The following is an 18908-nucleotide window of genomic DNA, read 5'->3' as shown; positions in this document are numbered from 1 at the left end:
CAAGCCGAACCAACTCATGGTCAGGATCAAGGATCTGATCCAGCTCAGAGCGAAATAGGTCAGCACCACTGGGTTTGGCTGGCGGCTTGGGAAGCATGGACGGCCCTCACGGATAACAGAACCACATACAAGCACGGCCACTCAGAACCGGAAATCCCAAATCAAAACCACGGAGGATTTCGCAAGCTTTTGGCGCAAAACAGCCGAAACCTTGCGATTCAATATACATGAAAACACCATTTTATCAATATAATTCAATATATTGAGCATTTTTCACGGCCGACTTGCTAAAAGCAAGGCTTTTGGACCCAGGCTATTCCACCCAGTCCTTTTTTATCGTGCGCGAGGCGAGAAGCAGCAAAACCGTCGCCACCAGATAGAAGCCAAGGCCGATCACAAAGGCCCACTTGATCGAGTCCGCGCCGTACTCAGGCTTGAGCAGTTCCGACACCTTGCCGAAGAAATACGGCCCGGCGCTGAGACCGATCAGGTTGGTGATCAGCAGGAACAAAGCCGCCATCAGCGCGCGTGACGACGCCGGCGCCAGATGCTGGACCGCCGTCAGCAGAGGCCCGAACCACATCAGACCCAGCGCCTGCGGGATCAGGATCAGGAGAAACGCGGCGTGCGGGGTCTTGGCCATGATGCAGAGGGCGTAAAGCGGTGCCGACAACAGAAAAGCGACGGCGGGAACCAGCGGATAGGCGCTTTTGCGCGCCGTGCCGAGCTTATCGGCCAGCATGCCGCCGCTTAAGATTCCGATGATGCCGCTGATCAGAAAGGCGCCTGCGAAAAGCTGCGAGCGGCTGACGATATCCATATGCAGGCTGCGCGCCAGAAACGTCGGGAACCAGTAGAGGAAGCCATATCCCACCACCGAGGCGAAGGAAGCGCCAAAGGCCATCAGCCAGAAACTGGACTTGCCGCCCGCCAGCCTGAACACCTCGATCAGGCTGAGCTGGCCCTCGCGCGGCGCATCGAACCGGCCACGTACCGGCTCTTTTACCAGCAGCCGAAACACCGGCGCCAGCAGGACGCCGATGCCGCCGATGACGAGAAACGCCCAGCGCCAGTTGACCTGCGCCGCCATGAGGCCGCCGAACAGGATACCGGCCGCGCTGCCGATCGGGATGGCCAGCGAATAGACGGCCATGGCACGGGCACGTTGCTTCTGCGGATACATATCCGAGATCAGGCTGTAGGCGGGGGGCACGCCGCCAGCCTCGCCCACACCGACGCCCATCCGCGCCAGAAACATCTGTGGAAACGAGGTCGCCAGTCCGCAGAGCGCCGTGAAGCCCGACCAGATGGCCAGAGAGGCGGCCATGATTGTGACGCGCGAATAGCGATCGGCCAGCCAGGCGACGGGTATGGCCAGCACACTGTAGAGCAGGCCAAAGGCGAGGCCGCCCATCCAGCCGAGCTGGGCGTCATTGAGGTGCAGTTCGGCGGCGATCGGCTCTTTCAGGATGCTCAGGATCTGCCGGTCGAGAAAGTTCAGCGCATAGACGATGATCAGCAGAAAGAGCGTGAAAGAACGCCCCTTTGCGGGTGTAGTATCGGATGGCATATGCCGTCTCCCCATATCAGACCGCCTTCATAGGCGTATCCGACATTTCGGACAAAGGAAAAGCGGCGGGGCTTCATTGAGTTGTCGCACAAAGGGGGATAAAAAAGGTCTTCCCACATCAAACAGGAGAGTTCCGCATGATCCGTACCGCACAGGCGCACTGGGCCGGCAATGGCCAGCAAGGCGAAGGCACGCTGACGACGCAAAGCAAGGTGCTGAACAGCCAGCCCTACAGCTTCAAGCTCCGTTTTGAAAACGCCGATGGCCAGTCAGGCACCAATCCGGAAGAACTGATCGCCGCCGCCCATTCCGGCTGCTTTTCCATGGCCCTGGCCTTCGCGCTCGGCGCGGCTGGCTTCACCGCTGACAGCATCGACACTGAAGCCTCGGTGAAGCTCGATCCGGCCGAAGGCGGCTTTGCCATCTCCGGCATCACGCTGAAACTGAGCGCGAAAATCCCCGGCATTTCTCAGGAACAGTTCGACGCTATCGCCGCCGGCGCGAAGGCCAATTGCCCGATCTCCAAGGCGCTGTCGTCGGTGCCGATCACGCTTGAGGCGACCTTGGCTTAAGACGGTTGATCCACAGATAAGCCAGATAAGCACAGATTTTTAGGAAGTCGATCTGGGAAGATTTCCCACATCTAAAGGCGCGAAGCGCCATCTGTGAAATTTGTGAAATCTGTGGGTTCCCTTGCCTTAACCTAATCCAGATTACAGCCGACATATTTGAGACGCCCGGTATAGAGTCGGAAATCTGACTTCTTGCCGGGCTTTTTCAGGCGTGAAACCGTGCCCTGATCGGTCAGGTCGTTGAAGCACTTCGCCAGATCGGGGCTATGCGACGCATCGACCACGATCAGGGCGCGCTTGCGGAACAGGATATTTTCATAGGTCGGCCAGCCGTAACGTTCGCGCTCGACCAGCGGCACCGGTGAGAAGGTGTTGCCGCCCATGGCGTGCGCCAGTTCGCCTTGCGTGTTGTAATCGGTGGTGGCGATCCAGTCGGCATCGAGCTTAGCCGCCTTTTCCACAATAGTCTCGGTGAGCGGCTTCCAGCCCTGACTAAGCCCCGCTGCGCCGGCAAGGCTGGGGCCCAGATTGCCCAGCGCCAGATACATCAGCGCGATGACGCTCAAACCTATGCCCAACGGCGCCGCCCACATGCGCAGGCGCGGCAACCACTTGCCGGTGACGGTCTCGGAGGCCGCCGCCGCCAGCACGATCAGGCCGGGATAGACCGGCGCCGGCCAGTTGCCCTGGATGCGGTCGTGGAACACGTGCACTAGCATATAGGCCAGCAGGGGCAGGGGCAGGGCGATCAGGAGGGTCAGGTTGGTGTCATGGCGGTTACGCCACCACATCATGACGCCGGTGACGACGAAGACGAAGATCAGCGGATTAATTAGCAAGGGTTGCGAAATCAGGAATTCGATCAGGTATTTGGCGGTGAAGTGGCTGCCTTCGATGCGCCCGAACTGCTTGGCGAAGGTGATCCAGCCGTGGTGGGCGTTCCAGATCAGGTTGGGCGCCATGGCGGCCGCGGCGATCAGCCCGCCAAGATACGGCCACGGCGTCAGCAGATGGCGGCGGGCATCCTTGTCGAGCGCCATCCAGGCGATGACGCCGACGCCAAGGAACAGGTTGGTGTATTTCGCCTCGAAACCCAGACCGGCGAACAGGCCAAACACCAGCCACCACCATCCCTTGCCGGTGGTGTGCAATTTCGCCAGCGCCCACAGGCCGCACGCCCACATCAGCACCGACGGCGGATCAGGCGTGGCGATGACCGAGCCGACGCTCAACAGCACACAGGCATTGAGCCACAGCAGCGCGCGGCGGGCCACGGAGGCGCTGAACAACACCTTCGCCGTATCGTACATCAGCCAGCTCAAGGCCAGAAAGCTTAAGATAAACGGCAGGCGCACAAGCGGGGCAAAATCGGCGAGGGCGGTGAAGCCCGCGATCCACCACGCCACCATGGGCGGGTGATCGTAATAGCCAAGCGCCGGATGCTGCGCCCACAGCCAGTAATAGCTCTCATCCGGCACCAGACCGGCGCGTGACGCCGTCACCAGCCGCAGGACCATCAGTCCGGTCAGCAGGGGCAGGTAGGGGATAGTGCGAAGGCGGGCGATCAGCGTCATCCGCCCTTATTGGCCGGTTTTGTCGCCCCAGACAAGGTTTGGTCAGACAAGTTTCATGACGGCCGGCCCGCCGAGCGCCGGATCGGTCATGCGCGCGCCATCGGGTTCGATATAGCCGGCAAAGCGATGGTGGAAACCGTCGCCGCCGACGCTGACATCGTACCAGCCCTGACTGGCCGCGAGATAGAACGGGCGATTGTCGGTCGAGCCGGCGTCGAGCGTCAGGCTGACCGAAGGCTGGCCATAGGCTTCATCACGAAGGGTGAGGGCCATGGGCTGGCCGGCGGCGCTGGTCAGGGTCAGGCTGTTTTCCAGCCAGAAGGTGGTCAGTTTTTGCGACGTGTTACCGCTGAACCGGCGATAGAAACCGTTTGGCGCATAGACCGACAGATCGTAGGCGCCATCGGTCTGAACCGGGATGACCGGCATGAGCTGACCGTTCACCAGCGTATAACGACGCGGCGGCGCGGTCAGATCAAGGTGATTGTAGACGTGAAACACCACGGCCGTCTCGTGGCTGCGATTGATCAGGTCCAGTTTCACGCCGTCATCGACATGGGTGATGTTGGCCATGAGGTCGTAAGGGATCGACCGCGCCCGGCGCTGGCCCTTTTCCTGCACCGGCGGGCTGATCTGCTCCGGCGGCTGCGGCTTGGGCTGGCCGGAGAGCTTGCGGGCGCGCTCGGCCGTGGCGGCGGTTTCGGGCAGTTTCTGGAAGAAGGCTTCGCTGTTTGGGTTGGCGAAATCAAAGCAGGTCGTCAGGTCGCCGCAGACCGCACGGCGCCAGGCGCTGATATTGGGCTCCTGAACGTCGAAACGCGCCTCAAGGAAGCGGATGACCGAGGTGTGGTCGAAGACCTGCGAATTGACGAAACCGCCCTTGCTCCATGGCGAAATCACATAGAGCGGCACGCGCGGACCGAGACCATAGGGCCGGTCCTTCCAGTTTTTGTCGTTGTGGTATTCACCGGCGGTGTCAACCTGGCTCTCGCCATAGGTCACGCCATCGAGTTTGGCGGGCACAGACGGCGGCGGCACATGGTCGAAATACCCGTCGTTCTCATCAAAATTGATCAGCAGGACCGTCTTGGCCCATACCGCCGGATTGGCGGTCAGGGCGTCGAGCACGCGGGCGGTATAGTCCGCGCCCTGCGCCGGCGAGGACGGCCCCGGATGCTCCGAGCCCTCGGCGGTGGCAACGATCCACGACACCTGCGGCAGCTTGTCCGTCAGCACGTCGTCTTTCAGCTTGTCGAGCGCGCGGGTGCGCAAGGATCGCGCCGCCAGTTCGGCCAGCGCAGGCGATTTCGACTTGTCGGCCATGCGGTAAAGCTTGAAGCCGGCCAGGGGGTTGTCCGTGAAATTGTCGTCCATGTCCTGATAGATCTGCCAGCTTATGCCGGCCGAGGTCAGGCGCTCCGGATAGGTCACCCAGGTGTAGCCGCCGTGGCCCTGAGGATCGCTTTTCAGGTTGTCGTAGCCGTTGTCGATCGCCGGGCCATGATGTGCGCCCGAAGGATCATTGGTGCCGGTCCAGATGAACAGGCGGTTCGAATTGGTGCCGGTATGAATCGCGCAGTGATAGGCGTCGCAGATCGTGAAGGCTTCGGCCATGGCGAACTGGAAGGGAATGTCGTCGCGCGTGAAATAGCCCAGGCTGTGATTATGCTTGGCCTGCGGCCAGTTGGACAGGCGGCCGAGATCCCAGGCGGCCTGCGCATCGGGGAAGCTGTGCGGCGTGCCATCGGTACGCATATATTTGAAGTCCTGCACCGTATTGAGCCGGAAAGGCGCGATCAGGTGCGTCTTGTCATGCTCGTCGGGCTGCGACCACACCGTACCATTCACGGAAGGGATAGGGAAGCGGTCGGAAAAGCCGCGCACACCGTTGAGTGTGCCGAAATAGTGATCGAACGAGCGGTTTTCCTGCGTCAGGATCACGACATGCTCGACATCCATGATCGTGCCGGTGGTGCTTTTTGCCGGAATATCGAGCGCGCGGGCGATCGAGGCGGGCAGGCTGCCCAGAGAGGCGGCCAGAGACGCGGAGAGCAGAAAGCGGCGGCGGTCGATGGTCATGGGCATCCCTTTTTAATCCGCCGTGAGTATCAGGGCAACGTGACGTTTTTATCAAGGCTTACACGCTAAGTGAGGGTCATCACCACCTTGTTGATGCGGCGGGCGCGGGTTTCCGGCGCCTTGGCGTCCTCGACCGAACGGACATGCTCCTTGCGGTAGGTGAAGGCCAGTTGGTCGAAGGCCTCGCGTTTGCCAGCCGCTTCGAGGGCCGCGGCCAGCTCTTGCGGCACCTCAACCGTGCGTATCTCGGTGTCCAGCGCCAGGTCTATCTCGACCTCGTCACCGGCGGTTACACCCGCCGGGACGCGGTTTTCCAGGCTTAGCGGCAGCATGAAGCGGCCCCCCATGATGGCGATGGTCGAGCGATAGGTATAGCCGTTGATCGTTACCATGACAGGCGGGCGCTTGCCCTTGCCGAGCGCCTCGACGATCTCAGGTGGCACGATGATGCCAGTGACGTTGCGGGTTTCGGGCTGGTCTATGATCGTGCGGAATTTCATAGGTATCTCGCGGGGTAAGGAACCAGCGCTTTTGCCAGCGCAGCCAGAGTGGCGCCCAAAGAGGCGAGGTGCAGAAAACGGCGGCGGTCGGTGGTCATACGTATCCCTTTATAATCCGCCAGACGGATCAGGGCAATGTCGGGGGTTTATCAAGGCGGGACCATAATTGCACAGTACCTCTGGCAAGCAGACGCCCGTGCCACCATGCGAACTTAAGGGACGAACAGATCAAAATCCGGCAAGCGTTCATATGGCGGGCGTTCCTTGTCGCCGCCAATCCGGAAGATCGAGGCGTTAGAGCCATCGAAGACCGGCCAGACGGGCAAAGACGTGCGGTTCGGATCACCGGTCGCGGCGAACGCTACCCATCGGTCGGACAGCTCAGTGGCCAATTGCCTGTCCTCGGCCGTCCAGGGACGTTGTTCCCAATCGAGGTGATCGAAGACGTACTGGATTTCCGCACCATGACCTATGCCGCAGCCATAGCCGCAATCGGGCAGTTCCGCCGGGCGATGGGCGAAGAAGTAGACGTAAGATTTCGAATGACTGTTGCGCCGTTGCAGATTGGCCCAGTACTGCATCCGCCAGCCCCACCAGTCATTGGTCAACTGGTTGATGGCGGCCCGGGCCTGCGCATCATTGGCGCCGGGATAGGTTTTTAAGAGGGCATCCGTTGGCGCATGACCGAGGAGCCGGGCCATCAGGTCACGATGGTTGGCGGCTGTAAAATCGCGGGTGCCCAGGATTTCGGGCGCCAGGTCCTTGCCTTCCTCGGCGTTCCAGCCAACCAGGATCGGGACGTCGTTCTGGCGATGGTTCTGGTAGGTCGTGGTCAGGTCTTCGTGCAGCACATGCCCATCGACGATCGGCACCGGCGACCACGGCTGCTTCGCTAAGGTCTCAAGGCTCATGGCGCGCAGGTCGGAGAGGTGGTGCGCGGCGGCCGCCTTCGCAAAAGCCATGCCCTTGGCTTCGGCGGCGGCGCGGTCGAAGTGCGCGTTCTCGCTGGGGGCAAGGGGAAGGGCGTCATTGCCACTTTCAGCGATGGCGCGCTGGAACAGGCCCTTGCCCAGCGGCGACGCGACCAGGATCGCCACCGAAGGCCGCGATATTGGCCTTTACCCAGTGCAGAGCGGCGATCTGGTCCTCGATGCCCTGGTTGCCGGAAGCCTGATCGGGCGATTCCGCGCTCAGTTCCGGGTGGGCGAAGAAGCCGAATATGCCGAGTCGATAGTTGAGGGTGACGACAACAACGCCGTGACGAGCCAGGTTGCCGCCATCGAAAAGGGGCTGACCGGCTGTGCCGCCATAATAGCCGCCGCCGTGAACCCATACGATCACTGGCAGCTTTTCGGCCTTTGCTTGATCGGCTTGTTCTGGCGCCCAGACATTGAGATAGAGGCAGTCTTCGCTCTTGGGGTTGGGCAGCCAGTCCGCATTGGGGGCGCAGGCCGCAGAAAGCGTCGTGGCGGCCTTCACGTCCTGCCACGGCACCACGGCTTGCGGCGCGCGCCAGCGCAAGCTCCCTACCGGCGGTGCGGCAAAGGGCACACCGAAAAAGCTGCGCACCCCGCCGTTATCCGTGCCGGATATAAGGCCGCCGGTCACCTGAACCGGTGGGGTAGACTTTTGAGCAAGAGCGGGGAGCGCCATCAGCGCGACACCAAGAACGATAAGGCTACTCAGTACGCGCATCATATGTCTCCCGCAGTTTTTTATTTGCCGACGATCTGCACCCGTGACGTCGCTGATGTGGCGAGCGCCTAGTCAACTTGCCCTTTCGTAGTCATAGCTCACGCCGTCTTTATCAGAAAGACTGAAACCACCGTCCTTGTCGGGAAATAAAGGGAAGGCGAGGGGGGAATAAAAAAGCCCGGTCAGCGGAACCGACCGGGCTTTTTCAGGGGTGTAGACAAGCTTTAAGCGGCGCGCAGGCGGCCGACAAAGCTCATCACTTCGGATTGCAGGTCTTCCGAGCGGTGTTCGAGGTCGGAGGACAGGCCGAGCAGGGCTTGCGCCGCTTCGCCGGTCTGCTGGGCGGCATCGCCCACGCCGGTCATGTGACCGGTCACTTCGCGGGTGCCGTCAGCCGCACGGTTGGTGTTGCTGGCGATTTCCTGCGTGGCGTAGCCCTGTTGCTCGACCGAGGCGGCGATAGCGGTGGTCAGGCCGCCAATCTGCTCGATCGTCTTGACGATGGTGTCGATGCTCGACACCGTTTCGCTGGTGGCCGACTGGATTTCACCGATCTTGCTGCGGATCTCATCGGTCGCCTTGGCGGTCTGCTGGGCCAGTTGCTTGACCTCGGAGGCCACGACCGCGAAGCCCTTGCCGGCATCACCGGCGCGCGCCGACTCGATGGTAGCGTTGAGCGCCAGCAGGTTGGTCTGGGCGGCGATAGCCTGGATCAGGTTGATGACCTCGCCAATCTGCTGAGCGGCGGTGCTCAGGGTCTGGATGGCGGCCTCGGTCTTGGCGGCTTCGTCCACGGCCAGTTGCGTGACTTGCGAGGTGCGGGCCACCTGCTCGTTGATTTCATTGACGCTGGCCGAGAGTTCCTCGGTGGCGGCGGCAACGTTCTGCACATTGTTGGCGGCATCGACAGCGGCGATATTGACCGAATGGACGCGGGCGGAGGCCTCGTCGGCATTGTGGCTCAGGCCGCGGGCCGATTCAGCCACGGTGCGTGAGGAAACGGCGAAGCGCTTGGCCAGGTCGCCCATGCTTTGCTCGAATTCGGAGGCGATACGGTTGCGTTCATCGCGCATATTGTCGGCGATGCGCATTTCTTCTTCCTGCTGGTGCGCCTTGAGAAGCTCACCTTCGGCGGCACGGTCGCGCAGGGTGCGGATCGAGCGCCACAGGGATGACACCTCGTCTTTGCCCTTGGCGTCGGGCACCTGCGTATCGTAGGCGCCTTCGGAAATGCGCATGACGCTTTCGGCGACGTGATTGAGCGGGTGTGAGATAGACTTGATGGCGACCCACAAGGACGCGGCGATCAGGGTCATGATGCCCGTAGCGGCGATCAGCAGGAATTGCCACACGCGGGTGTTCTTGTAGTCTTCCATCTCGGCTTTTGAGGCTCCGAGATCGGACTTGATATGTTTGACCATGGCGTCGATTGTGGCCTGGAAAGCCTTGCGGTTCGAACGGTTGCTCTCATTGTTGCCCAGGGCCGCGGCATCGGCGGCGGTGGCTTCCCGACCCAGTCGCGCCAGCTCGCGGCGCAGGGTTACGAATTCTTTGGCCTTGGTTTCGACCGCGGCGAATTCCGGCAGTTCGCCCGGCGTCATGCGGGCCTTCCATGATTTTAACTGGCTGTCCATTTCATCCAGTTGTTTATCCATGGCATCGCTGTATTTGGTGGCTTCCTTCACATCCTTGGCCATGTAAACGCCGCGGGAATCCATCACCACGCCCGTGACCAGACGGTTCAGGTGTTCGCCATTGTAGGCGTTGTCCTGCGCCTTGTCGGCCGTCTGCAACATGTTGTTGTAGTCATTGATCGTCATCAGACCCAGCCCGGTGACGGCTGCGGCCATGATCGCAAAGCAAGCGACGAGGGCAAGGATACGCGCCTTAATGGTCATGTGGTACTCCGATACTTATCCATCTGATAATAAACAGGTTTTACTCCGGTTCGGTTAATGGATTGTAAGTATTCCGCGAAAAGACTGACGGATGGGTTGCGCGGGGTGAAATGTCGCCACACATCAGGCACTTGCCGGAGATCGCGCACTGATTGCGTATCCTATCAAAGGCGTTAAGGGTGTCGTTTAAGCCTTGTCAAACGGCGCAAAGCTTCGCACAAAGGCACGATAGATTTGAGGAGCCTGCCCATGAAGACCCGCGCCGCCGTCGCCTTTGCCGCCAATCAGCCGCTAGAGATCGTTGAAGTCGATCTGGAAGGCCCGCGCTATGGCGAAGTGCTGGTCGAGATCAAGGCCACCGGCATCTGCCACACAGACGCCTACACGCTCGATGGTCTCGACTCAGAAGGCATCTTTCCGGTGATCCTGGGCCACGAAGGCGCCGGCATCGTGATCGAGGTCGGGGAAGGCGTCACCTCGCTGAAACCCGGCGATCACGTCATCCCGCTCTACACGCCGGAATGTCGCCAGTGCAAATCCTGCCTGTCGCGCAAGACCAATCTGTGCACCGCCATCCGCGCCACGCAAGGCAAGGGCCTGATGCCCGATGGCACCACGCGCTTCTCCTACAAGGGCCAGCCGATCTATCACTATATGGGCTGCTCCACCTTCGCCAACCACACTGTCCTGCCGGAGATCGCTCTGGCGAAAATCCGCGACGACGCGCCATTCGACAAAGCCTGCTATATCGGCTGCGGCGTGACCACCGGAGTCGGCGCCGTCACCAATACCGCCCAGGTCGAACCCGGCGCCAACGCGGTTGTCTTCGGCCTCGGCGGCATCGGCCTCAATGTCATTCAGGGCCTGAAGATGGTTGGCGCGGACAAGATCATCGGTGTCGATCTCAACAACGCCAAGAAAGAATGGGGCGAGCGCTTCGGCATGACCCACTTCGTCAATCCGAAAGAGATCGACGGCGATATCGTCGCTCATCTGGTCGAGCTGACCGGCGGCGGCGCCGATTACACGTTCGATTGCACCGGCAACACCACGGTCATGCGTCAGGCGCTCGAAGCCTGCCACCGCGGCTGGGGCGAGAGCATCGTCATCGGCGTGGCAGAGGCCGGCAAGGAAATCTCCACCCGTCCGTTCCAGTTGGTGACGGGTCGCGTATGGAAAGGCTCGGCCTTTGGCGGCGCGCGCGGCCGCACCGATGTGCCGAAGATCGTTGACTGGTACATGGACGGCAAGATCGAGATCGACTCGATGATCACTCACACCCTGCCACTGGAACGCATCAACGAAGCCTTCGACCTGATGCACAAGGGCGAAAGCATCCGTTCGGTTGTGGTTTTCTGAACATGACGCAGCAGGCTGGTTATCAATGTACTTTTTGTGGCCAGCCCATCGTCAGCGAAGAAAGTGCCGTAGCGCTTACAGCGACATGGCTGCCGGACTGGTCAGAAAATGTGCCTGACCCTTTCTCACAGACGTTCTGGAGTCATGGTTCATGCCTCGCGGAGACTTGGAAGGGGAGTTTGCCATGGGAGAAGCATATCTTGTATGGTGTTGACGAATTTGGCGCTCACAATCGTGAAATCTAAGTATTCGTCTTTATCAGAAATTATGATTCCAGCCTGAAAAGCGTCTAAAAACCCTATCCCGTCCCTGTCATGATCAGTTTCGTTCTGGGGCTAACATAGCAGGGATTGGGATGTATTCAGTGGACTTCGTCGCTCAGCATCGTCTCTACGATGGTATTCTCTATTTTATCCGCCATGACAGTCCTGCCACGCAGACGCCGATGAGCGTCAGCGTGTTTGTGCCCGATGTGGCGGAAAAGCGCACGGACGCCCCTTTCGCCACGCTCTACTGGCTGTCGGGCCTGACGTGCAGCGCGAACAATTTTACCGAAAAAGCCGGCGCCTATCGCAAGGCGGCCGAGCGCGGTCTTGTCATCGTGGCGCCCGATACCAGCCCACGTGGCGCGGTCGCCGCCGATGACGACTCCGGCGAACTGGGGCAGGGCGCCGGCTTCTATGTCGACGCCACGCAAGCGCCGTGGAAGCCGAACTACCAGATGGAAACCTACATCACCCATGACCTGATCGAGGCGATCGAGGCCAATTTCCCGTCTGACCCCAAGCGGCGCGGCATTTTTGGACACTCCATGGGCGGGCATGGCGCGCTCACCCTCGCCATGAACCATCCGCACCTCTACAGGTCGGTCTCGGCCTTTTCCCCGATCGCTTCCAGCAGCCGCGCGCCGTGGGGACAGAAGGCGCTGGCAGCCTATCTGGGGCAGGATCATACGGCCTGGGAGCCTTATGACGCCGCGCTCCTGCTATCGCAAGGCAAGGGCCTGCCGTTCGATACGATCCTGATCGATCAGGGCCTGAGTGATCCTTATCTCGAAGCGCATCTGATGCCGGACCTGCTCGAACAGGCGGCCGCCACGGCCGGCCAAAAGCTGATGATGCGCTATCATGAGGGCTATGATCACAGCTACTACTTCATCCAGAGCTTTATCGACGACCATATCTCCTTCCACGCGGAGCGGTTGGGATAAGATAAGTTTTAACTTCGGATAAGGCACGGATGCCGCTGCGCGGCCACACGGATGAAGGCACGGATTTTAGGGCTTAACTGTCGAAAGCCGTTCTGTCGGTTACGTGGGAATGACGGCTTCGCCGTCGCTAATATAGAGTTACAAGCGCTGCCTTCAGGCCTTACCCTGCATCCGTGTCTTCATCCGTGCCTTATACGTGGTAAAATTTTGCCTTTCATCACGCAGATGTCAGGGCGTCTTCATTGCACCGCAACCGCAATGCCATTAAGCTTTGTGCGTGGCCGCACAAGGCTTCGTCTGGATTCTTTCCCTCATGTTGCTCTTTGCCGGTGCCGTCGTCCTGCTCCTTGTGGTGCTGAACGGCATCTTCTCCATGTCCGAACTGGCCGTGGTGTCATCCAAGCGCAACAAGTTGCAGAGCCGCGCCGAACGCGGTGACAAGGGCGCCGCCGAAGCGCTCAAGCTGTCGAACGATCCCAACCGCTTCCTATCGGCCGTGCAGGTGGGCATCACCCTGATCGGTATTCTGGCCGGCGCCTATGGTCAGGCCACGGTGGCGGGCGAACTCGACAAGCTGATCAACCCCATCCCGCTGCTGGCGCCCTATTCCGAAGTCATCTCCACCGGCGTCGTCGTTGTGATCCTGACCTATCTGTCGCTGATCATCGGCGAACTGGTGCCCAAGCGGCTGGCCATGCTGTTCCCCGAACGCATCGCCAGCGTGGTGGCGCGGCCGCTGCACCTGCTGTCCGTGGCGCTCGGGCCCTTCGTCACGCTGCTCACCGGCTCAACCTCGCTGGTGCTGAGGCTGCTCGGCATCCGCGATCAAAGCGGCGAGGCGATCACGCAGGAAGAGGTCGAATCGACGCTGGCCGAAGGCATGGGTGCCGGCCTGATCGAGCCCGGCGAGAAGCAGATGATGACCGAGATCATGCGCCTGGGCGACCGCACAGTGCGCGTGGCCATGACGCCGCGCACCGAGGTCTACCGCGTGTCGCTCGATGATAACGCGGCCGCCATCTCCCGCCAGATCCGCGACTGTCCCTATTCGCGCTTCGTGGTGACGCGCGGGCAGGATATGGAGGAACCTGTGGGTGTGGCGCATAAGCGCGATATCGCCGACGCCCTGCTGGGCGGCCATATCCTCGATTTGACGGTGCTGGTGCAGGAGCCGATCTTCATTCCGCTCACCACCTCGCTGCTGCAGGCGCTGGAGCTTTTCAAGGAATCGCCCCTGCATATGGCCTTCGTCGTCAATGAGTATGGCGGCTTTGAAGGCGTGCTGACCCCGACCGACCTGCTGGAAATGATCGCCGGTGATCTCAACGAGGCTCACGACGACGAACGCCTGATGATCGTGCGGCGCGAGGACGGTTCGTTCCTGGTCGATGGCCGCGCCGATCTGGTCGAGCTGGGCGATGTCGTTGGCGAGGATTTCGAGATCGGCCCGGGCTATCATACGGTAGCGGGGCTGATCCTGCACAAGCTGGCGCGCTTCCCCAAGGAAGGCGAGATCGTCACGCTTGGGCGTTTCAAGGTCGAAATTGTCGATATGGACGAACGCCGGATCGACAAGCTTCTGTTCCATAATCCTTAAAGGGAGGGGGGCACGTTGCTGGGGTGGGGGAGCCGAGTCGCCCAAAGCGCGCGTATGCAGGCGATCGGGGGTGAGCAACTGTGAACGTCACAGCATCAGATTTTAAGGGGTTTTTCAAAACATTTGCGCACATTCGCGACCATGCTTCTGGTGCCCCCGGTCGGAAAGCAACATCAAGAACAACCATCTGAAATCTGACGATGAGTACTTGGTGGATATTTGGAGATGCCCCCGCCTATACCCCAAGAAATTTTGGACTTGAACTTGATATACTTTTAAACCAAATTTGGATGCTGTCAAGTCCTGTTGGATACTTATGGACGCCGTGCAAGGCAGATATTTTTGACGATATCCGGTCGGATTTTTCGGTTGACGCCGCCCTTCGAAGTGCGCTGACATTCAGCGCCCGAAGTTGGTTCCGTAAACTTTGCTGTGGCAGCGGCAATGCCGGAGACAATGAAGTTTCGTAGACACGAATCGGCGGTAAAGTTACTTTCAGATATGCTTGTCGCTCATTGCAACGGAATGAAGGTTGAGGCGTCTACCAGTGAACGGGGCGCCATCTACACCTGTCCTAAATGTGCGAGAGAATTGACCCTTAAGAAGGGCGCAATTGTGGTTGCGCACTTTGCGCACAAGCCACCGACAAATTGTACATGGGCGGCCGGTGAAACTCAGGCGCATCTTGCGGCCAAAATGGTTATTCGTGATGCATTCCGGGCCAGGGGCTATCAGGCAGACTTTGAAGTTGAAGTGTTGTCGGTGGGGGGAGACCGTAGAGCCGATGTTTTGATCAGACATCCTAATGGCAAATCCGTGGCGGTAGAAGTCCAACATCAACCGATATTGTACGACGCAATCGAGAGAAGAACATTAGCGTACATGGCCGCTGACTTGCCGATGCTGTGGGTTGGCATTTTGACCAAAGAGATGAGGGAAAAGTCAGTCTCTTACGATGATGGAATGAAAATTGAAAAGTACACCATTCGTCCGTGGGAAAAGTGGGCGAACGCTTTAGCGTTTGGTGAGCTTTGGTATATCGACCCCTTCGAGGGGACGGTTTGGAAGGGGGATTTTAAAAATCACATTATCGATGTGCCAAGTAGCTCTTGGTATAGCACCGGGGGCGAGGAGCACTCAGCTGGCGGTTATTCCCGTACATCGAAAAGATGGAAGACACTGTATCTACAAGGGCCATATCAAATAGGCAGCATCAACATCGCTATTAAATATCGAGGTGCCTGGGCATCTAAAGCCTTCAATTTGCCAAAGGGGCAAATTGCAATTTTCCAGGCTCCGTAATTTGATGCGTATCTACGCGGAATAAATTTCGTTAGCTTTTTTAACAACATCGGCTTTAGCTTCAGATGTTTTGAAAAACACGCCACCATTCACATATTTATGTGGAACATCTAATTGTCTGATTGCGTCCTCAATAGCAGATCGCCAGCGGATATCCCAATATGGCCTAGTGGACTTATTATTCCGGCGGTTATAGGCCAGTCGATGGGGGAATGTGCCGAAAACATCATTCGAATCCGTGGTGCGGCTGTGTTTGAGGGCGAACTCATTATCTAAGAGGAATAGGTTTTTGACGCTCACTTGACCTCCGAAGCTTTTTTGTAATACCGATCGAGCGAGATTTCAGCGTGCGCAATTCAAATATTAAAAATGAAGCGATCCGTCCCTGTCGCTTCATTCCGTAAATGCTCGCTTATAAGCGATACAGTTAGCTCATGCATGTGTGTGAGGCTGCCTACAGCTATGAATCATCGGTCAGACGGGGCATGATAATTTAATATACCTCTTGGCTGCGCTTTGCGTCTAGGGCTTTTCCGAGATCGAAGTCATCCCAAGATGTAAACCACATTTGCTTGTCACCATTTTGGGCCCGAAAATCTATTATGTTGGCTTGTTCAGCCGGGGCAATTACTCCGAATAGAGAAAGAACTTTTGTCTTTGTCGGAGCGCTGATGAAGGGGCACGATATCACATCAAAAAGAAGCATCGTAGCTTCAGCGCTCCTCGCCAGTAAATTTTTCTTGCTGGCCAACTGATCAAAGATTTCATCTTCCAAGAATTCACGTAATTTTGCGTACCTGACCTTTTCTGACATGTAGAACAAAGCTACGGTGATAGTGAAATAATTTGGTCTCACGCGGAACTGAAAGCTCCCATTTACTTCTGATACGTTCAGGTATGTTGCTAAAGTTTTTTCGTCAATCCAGTACTCTTTGCCTAAATTTGAAACCACTATAAGCAGGTACAGAGTTTCCACTTGCGTGATATCGTCGCGCGAAGCATTTTTCATGGCAAACGAGCATTCGTCGAAAATATATTTGTAAATCAGATGTTTATGGTCGTGAGTGGTAAATTTAGAGCCGAAAAATTCTATAAACATACGCAGAATTCGGCACAGCTTGATAGTTGTGTTTACCCGAGGGGACACGGAGTATATAAAAAATAGAAATTCTAGTATGCCAATGACAGCTTTGGTCAACTGCCAGCTATTGCGGTTCTCTTCTGTAAGACTGGAGTAGGATTTGAGAATTTTATCGCTTTTTCTTTCTACAATTGCTAATGAATAATTTAAAATATCCTTGTATTCGACAGTGCACTCTTTCACTACTGTCTTAAATTTTGTGATGAGAGACTTCGAATTTATATAAATACTGCCCGTTGGTTCAGCGTCTTCTTCGTCTGGAACCTTAATATCAAAGGTCAATGCATCGCTCAGGAGGTCGCCAATGCGATCTTTAGCTCTCGTGATTTCAGTAATCAAAGGCTTGTCATATAGGACTGCCTTGGCTGAGTTTAACGAAAGTTTGTACTCCTTTAAAAGGACGTGAAGATTGCCGACAATTTTATCTTTCTCGCCCTCAGAGTTGTAGAATAAGAAATAATCATCGAGGTATCTAAATATCTCGTAATCGACCTTATGGATTAAATTTTCCTCTTTGAGGCATTTTTCTAGTTGTGTATCAACGTCTTGCAAAATAATTTCGGCGAATACACGAGACAGTTCCGGGCCAATAATAATGCCGTTGGTCTCATTGTAATTCATAGATTGCATTAGACTGTCAAACCTTGATCCGAAAGAACCTTTTGATTTCGACAAATTTTCTTTAGTAATGGGCTTTCCAGCCACGGCCCATTCAATTGAATGGGTGTAAATGCTGTCGAAGCACTTGGATATATCAAGCTTCAGAAGCTTATTATATTTCTTCTCACTACGATGATATTTGTAGGATTCGTAAAATTTGTAGATATTGCTGTGATCCTTGTAAACAAAGAATGATTTTAAATCTTCATATTCTTTGTCATGTTCCTCAAGCGCTGCAACATCATCTGCTAAATTATTGTAGTGGGTTTTATCTTTATGATACCGAAATTTGGCTATGCGTTCCGGGCGACGGATGGAGTAAGCACTTCTGGTGCATAGATACAAAATGAACTCTTTGTATCTATGATAAAAATCGACCACCTGAATCTGATTTCGGGGGTGGGGGACAGCTAAAGTTCTATATTCATTTAGTTTGTGGCTTATTTTGAAGTCGAATGGAATGGTATCCTTTTTTACTTCTTTTGATCCACAGTTATACACGTTCATTTGAACTACTGTTGGCCCAAAATTGACGCCAACAGTAGTGACAAGTGCGGGGAGTGTAGGTAGGCCGAATAGGAGATGCACGACACGGTCAAGCACGGGTAATCCGGCTTTCCAGTATAATTTATCGCCCTCAAAATAGATTTTGTTGTCAGTGATAAATTGATAATAGTTCCGATTTGAGAAAGTAATTGGAACTTCGAAGGGTAATACATCAGAAAGAATAGCTCTCTCTTTTTTATATTTCAGCCTGACCTTTTTACGCTGCATTTTTCCAGGCCTTTACAATTTCGGCCAATTCCTTTTCTGAGAAATTGGAGAATAATTTAGTCTCAAAGGCATCTTTGAAAGATAGCATTGCTGCCTTCGCTTTTACGGATGCATTGCTAATCTGATTTAGTTTCGCTTGGTAGTAAAAATCTAAGCCGACGAGATCGTTCATCTCCGTCAGTAGAGTGTTGGAAAAGTATATCCCTACCACAGAGTTTCTCTTATTATTGTGAAGCCTCGTGTTACTGGTTAGAAATCGGGCGCGCTTCAGGAATATATTTCGGGCTTTCTTTTCATTCGATTTTGAATTTTTTAGATAGGCATTAATTGTAAGATCAATTCTGCTTTTGTATCGGTCTAATTTCTCTTGTGTCCAATTGAATTTTATCGTTCCTTGGCCAAAGGAAATCGTGTATCCGAGAAAATCCATTTTGTAGGCCTTGGTACCGTCTACAGAATAGCAATGGGTCTTATCTTTGTTTCTTGACAGTTTATATTTTGAGATCGTGTCTTTTATGCCGGAAAACAATTTTAGCGCTGTCCCTATAACTGGCTTATAAGCAACAATTATAATGTCATCGACGTACCTGGCGTAGAACAAGACGTGTGGCATGGCTTTGATTTGCTCATCAAAGCTACGCATATAAATTTCGCAAAGATAAGCGCTGATGCCTATGCCACGTGGTACTCCAACAGGGCTCTGTAGTTGCCCCCTAATTCCCGGACAGGATCAGGTTTTCGATTGCATGGCTCTGAACTCTCTCGGTGAGAGATAGCGCAAAGCCTTGTGGGGGTGAAGTTCATTATAGTGCTCAAACCATTTTGGTAGATTATCGATGACGGTTTGAGCGTCGGGCAGCGGGTTTACTTTGACATAATCGCGCTTGAACGTCTTTACGAAGGCCTCCGCCATGCCATTGGATTCAGGACTTCTGACGGGCGTTGAGCGTTGCTCCAGCCCGATATCCTTTAGCAAT

The 18908-nt window shown here is 56.3% G+C and carries 15 protein-coding genes and 1 pseudogene; 6 read left to right on the top strand and 10 right to left on the bottom strand.

Features of this window, described 5'->3' with window-relative positions:
• On the top strand, window positions 1-231 hold a 231-nt coding region (locus tag B060_RS27875), incomplete at its 5' end, for a hypothetical protein (RefSeq protein ID WP_211210484.1).
• A gap of 82 nt (window positions 232-313) precedes the next feature.
• Here the strand turns inward: B060_RS27875 and B060_RS0122205 are convergent.
• Complete coding sequence (locus tag B060_RS0122205) at window positions 314-1570, bottom strand: spinster family MFS transporter (protein ID WP_018084007.1); 1257 nt, start codon at window positions 1568-1570, stop codon at window positions 314-316.
• A gap of 137 nt (window positions 1571-1707) precedes the next feature.
• Here B060_RS0122205 and B060_RS0122200 point away from each other — a divergent pair, with 137 nt between their 5' ends.
• Entirely contained in the window at window positions 1708-2142 is a 435-nt protein-coding gene (locus tag B060_RS0122200; RefSeq protein ID WP_018084006.1) for an OsmC family protein, read from the top strand.
• Between the two features lie 131 nt (window positions 2143-2273).
• Here B060_RS0122200 and B060_RS25615 read toward each other — a convergent pair whose 3' ends face one another.
• The 5 genes and pseudogenes from B060_RS25615 to B060_RS0122175 form a co-directional block, all read right to left on the bottom strand.
• Window positions 2274-3716, bottom strand: coding sequence for a glycosyltransferase family 39 protein (locus tag B060_RS25615; RefSeq protein ID WP_018084005.1), 1443 nt, complete (start codon window positions 3714-3716; stop codon window positions 2274-2276).
• 42 nt (window positions 3717-3758) lie between these two features.
• Window positions 3759-5801, bottom strand: a complete 2043-nt coding sequence (locus tag B060_RS0122190) for a phosphocholine-specific phospholipase C (RefSeq protein WP_026173062.1) — start codon at window positions 5799-5801, stop codon at window positions 3759-3761.
• A 59-nt stretch (window positions 5802-5860) separates the two neighbouring features.
• Complete coding sequence (locus B060_RS0122185; protein ID WP_018084003.1) at window positions 5861-6295, bottom strand: YdeI/OmpD-associated family protein; 435 nt, start codon at window positions 6293-6295, stop codon at window positions 5861-5863.
• Between the two features lie 212 nt (window positions 6296-6507).
• Window positions 6508-7948 (bottom strand): annotated as a pseudogene (locus B060_RS25610) (carboxylesterase/lipase family protein).
• A gap of 266 nt (window positions 7949-8214) precedes the next feature.
• Window positions 8215-9888: a methyl-accepting chemotaxis protein gene (locus B060_RS0122175; RefSeq protein ID WP_018084001.1), complete on the bottom strand. Its 1674-nt coding sequence runs from the start codon at window positions 9886-9888 to the stop codon at window positions 8215-8217.
• Between the two features lie 249 nt (window positions 9889-10137).
• Between B060_RS0122175 and B060_RS0122170 the strand changes: the two genes are divergently transcribed.
• The 4 genes from B060_RS0122170 to B060_RS0122155 all read left to right on the top strand — a co-directional run bounded on the left by B060_RS0122170 (window position 10138) and on the right by B060_RS0122155 (window position 15356).
• Entirely contained in the window at window positions 10138-11247 is a 1110-nt protein-coding gene (locus B060_RS0122170) for an S-(hydroxymethyl)glutathione dehydrogenase/class III alcohol dehydrogenase (RefSeq protein ID WP_018084000.1), read from the top strand.
• Between the two features lie 355 nt (window positions 11248-11602).
• Window positions 11603-12457 carry an S-formylglutathione hydrolase gene (gene fghA, locus B060_RS0122165; protein ID WP_018083999.1) on the top strand — a complete coding sequence of 285 codons (855 nt, stop codon included), beginning with the start codon at window positions 11603-11605 and terminating at the stop codon, window positions 12455-12457.
• A 313-nt stretch (window positions 12458-12770) separates the two neighbouring features.
• Window positions 12771-14054, top strand: a complete 1284-nt coding sequence (locus B060_RS0122160; RefSeq protein WP_018083998.1) for a hemolysin family protein — start codon at window positions 12771-12773, stop codon at window positions 14052-14054.
• A 444-nt stretch (window positions 14055-14498) separates the two neighbouring features.
• A complete protein-coding gene (locus B060_RS0122155) occupies window positions 14499-15356 on the top strand; it encodes a competence protein CoiA (RefSeq protein WP_018083997.1) in 858 nt (285 codons plus the stop codon).
• A 12-nt stretch (window positions 15357-15368) separates the two neighbouring features.
• Here B060_RS0122155 and B060_RS27500 read toward each other — a convergent pair whose 3' ends face one another.
• From B060_RS27500 to B060_RS0122140, 4 genes are all read right to left on the bottom strand, one after another.
• Complete coding sequence (locus tag B060_RS27500) at window positions 15369-15656, bottom strand: hypothetical protein (RefSeq protein WP_155847888.1); 288 nt, start codon at window positions 15654-15656, stop codon at window positions 15369-15371.
• 193 nt (window positions 15657-15849) lie between these two features.
• On the bottom strand, window positions 15850-17931 hold the full coding sequence (gene drt3b / locus B060_RS0122150; RefSeq protein WP_018083996.1) for an antiviral reverse transcriptase Drt3b: 2082 nt from the start codon (window positions 17929-17931) through the stop codon (window positions 15850-15852).
• Window positions 17921-18649 (bottom strand): antiviral reverse transcriptase Drt3a, encoded by a 729-nt coding sequence (gene drt3a / locus B060_RS25605; RefSeq protein WP_081606997.1) that lies wholly within the window; start codon window positions 18647-18649, stop codon window positions 17921-17923. The genes drt3b and drt3a overlap by 11 nt, the downstream gene beginning before the upstream one ends.
• 12 nt (window positions 18650-18661) lie before the next feature.
• Window positions 18662-18908: integrase core domain-containing protein (locus B060_RS0122140; RefSeq protein WP_018083657.1), on the bottom strand; the 247-nt coding region annotated here is incomplete at its 5' end.

It is taken from the genome of Asticcacaulis benevestitus DSM 16100 = ATCC BAA-896, from assembly GCF_000376105.1.
Lineage (GTDB): Bacteria > Pseudomonadota > Alphaproteobacteria > Caulobacterales > Caulobacteraceae > Asticcacaulis > Asticcacaulis benevestitus.
This window is presented reverse-complemented; position numbering and strand designations above follow the sequence as displayed.

Excerpts from the sequence above, each read along its gene's own strand:
- B060_RS0122205 (WP_018084007.1), bottom strand. The coding sequence starts at position 1,570 with ATGCCATCCGATACTACACCCGCAAAGGGGCGTTCTTTCACGCTCTTT.
- B060_RS0122200 (WP_018084006.1), top strand. The coding sequence starts at position 1,708 with ATGATCCGTACCGCACAGGCGCACTGGGCCGGCAATGGCCAGCAAGGC.
- B060_RS25615 (WP_018084005.1), bottom strand. The coding sequence starts at position 3,716 with ATGACGCTGATCGCCCGCCTTCGCACTATCCCCTACCTGCCCCTGCTG.
- B060_RS0122190 (WP_026173062.1), bottom strand. The coding sequence starts at position 5,801 with ATGCCCATGACCATCGACCGCCGCCGCTTTCTGCTCTCCGCGTCTCTG.
- B060_RS0122185 (WP_018084003.1), bottom strand. The coding sequence starts at position 6,295 with ATGAAATTCCGCACGATCATAGACCAGCCCGAAACCCGCAACGTCACT.
- B060_RS0122175 (WP_018084001.1), bottom strand. The coding sequence starts at position 9,888 with ATGACCATTAAGGCGCGTATCCTTGCCCTCGTCGCTTGCTTTGCGATC.
- B060_RS0122170 (WP_018084000.1), top strand. The coding sequence starts at position 10,138 with ATGAAGACCCGCGCCGCCGTCGCCTTTGCCGCCAATCAGCCGCTAGAG.
- fghA (WP_018083999.1), top strand. The coding sequence starts at position 11,603 with ATGTATTCAGTGGACTTCGTCGCTCAGCATCGTCTCTACGATGGTATT.
- B060_RS0122160 (WP_018083998.1), top strand. The coding sequence starts at position 12,771 with ATGTTGCTCTTTGCCGGTGCCGTCGTCCTGCTCCTTGTGGTGCTGAAC.
- B060_RS0122155 (WP_018083997.1), top strand. The coding sequence starts at position 14,499 with ATGCCGGAGACAATGAAGTTTCGTAGACACGAATCGGCGGTAAAGTTA.
- drt3b (WP_018083996.1), bottom strand. The coding sequence starts at position 17,931 with ATGCAGCGTAAAAAGGTCAGGCTGAAATATAAAAAAGAGAGAGCTATT.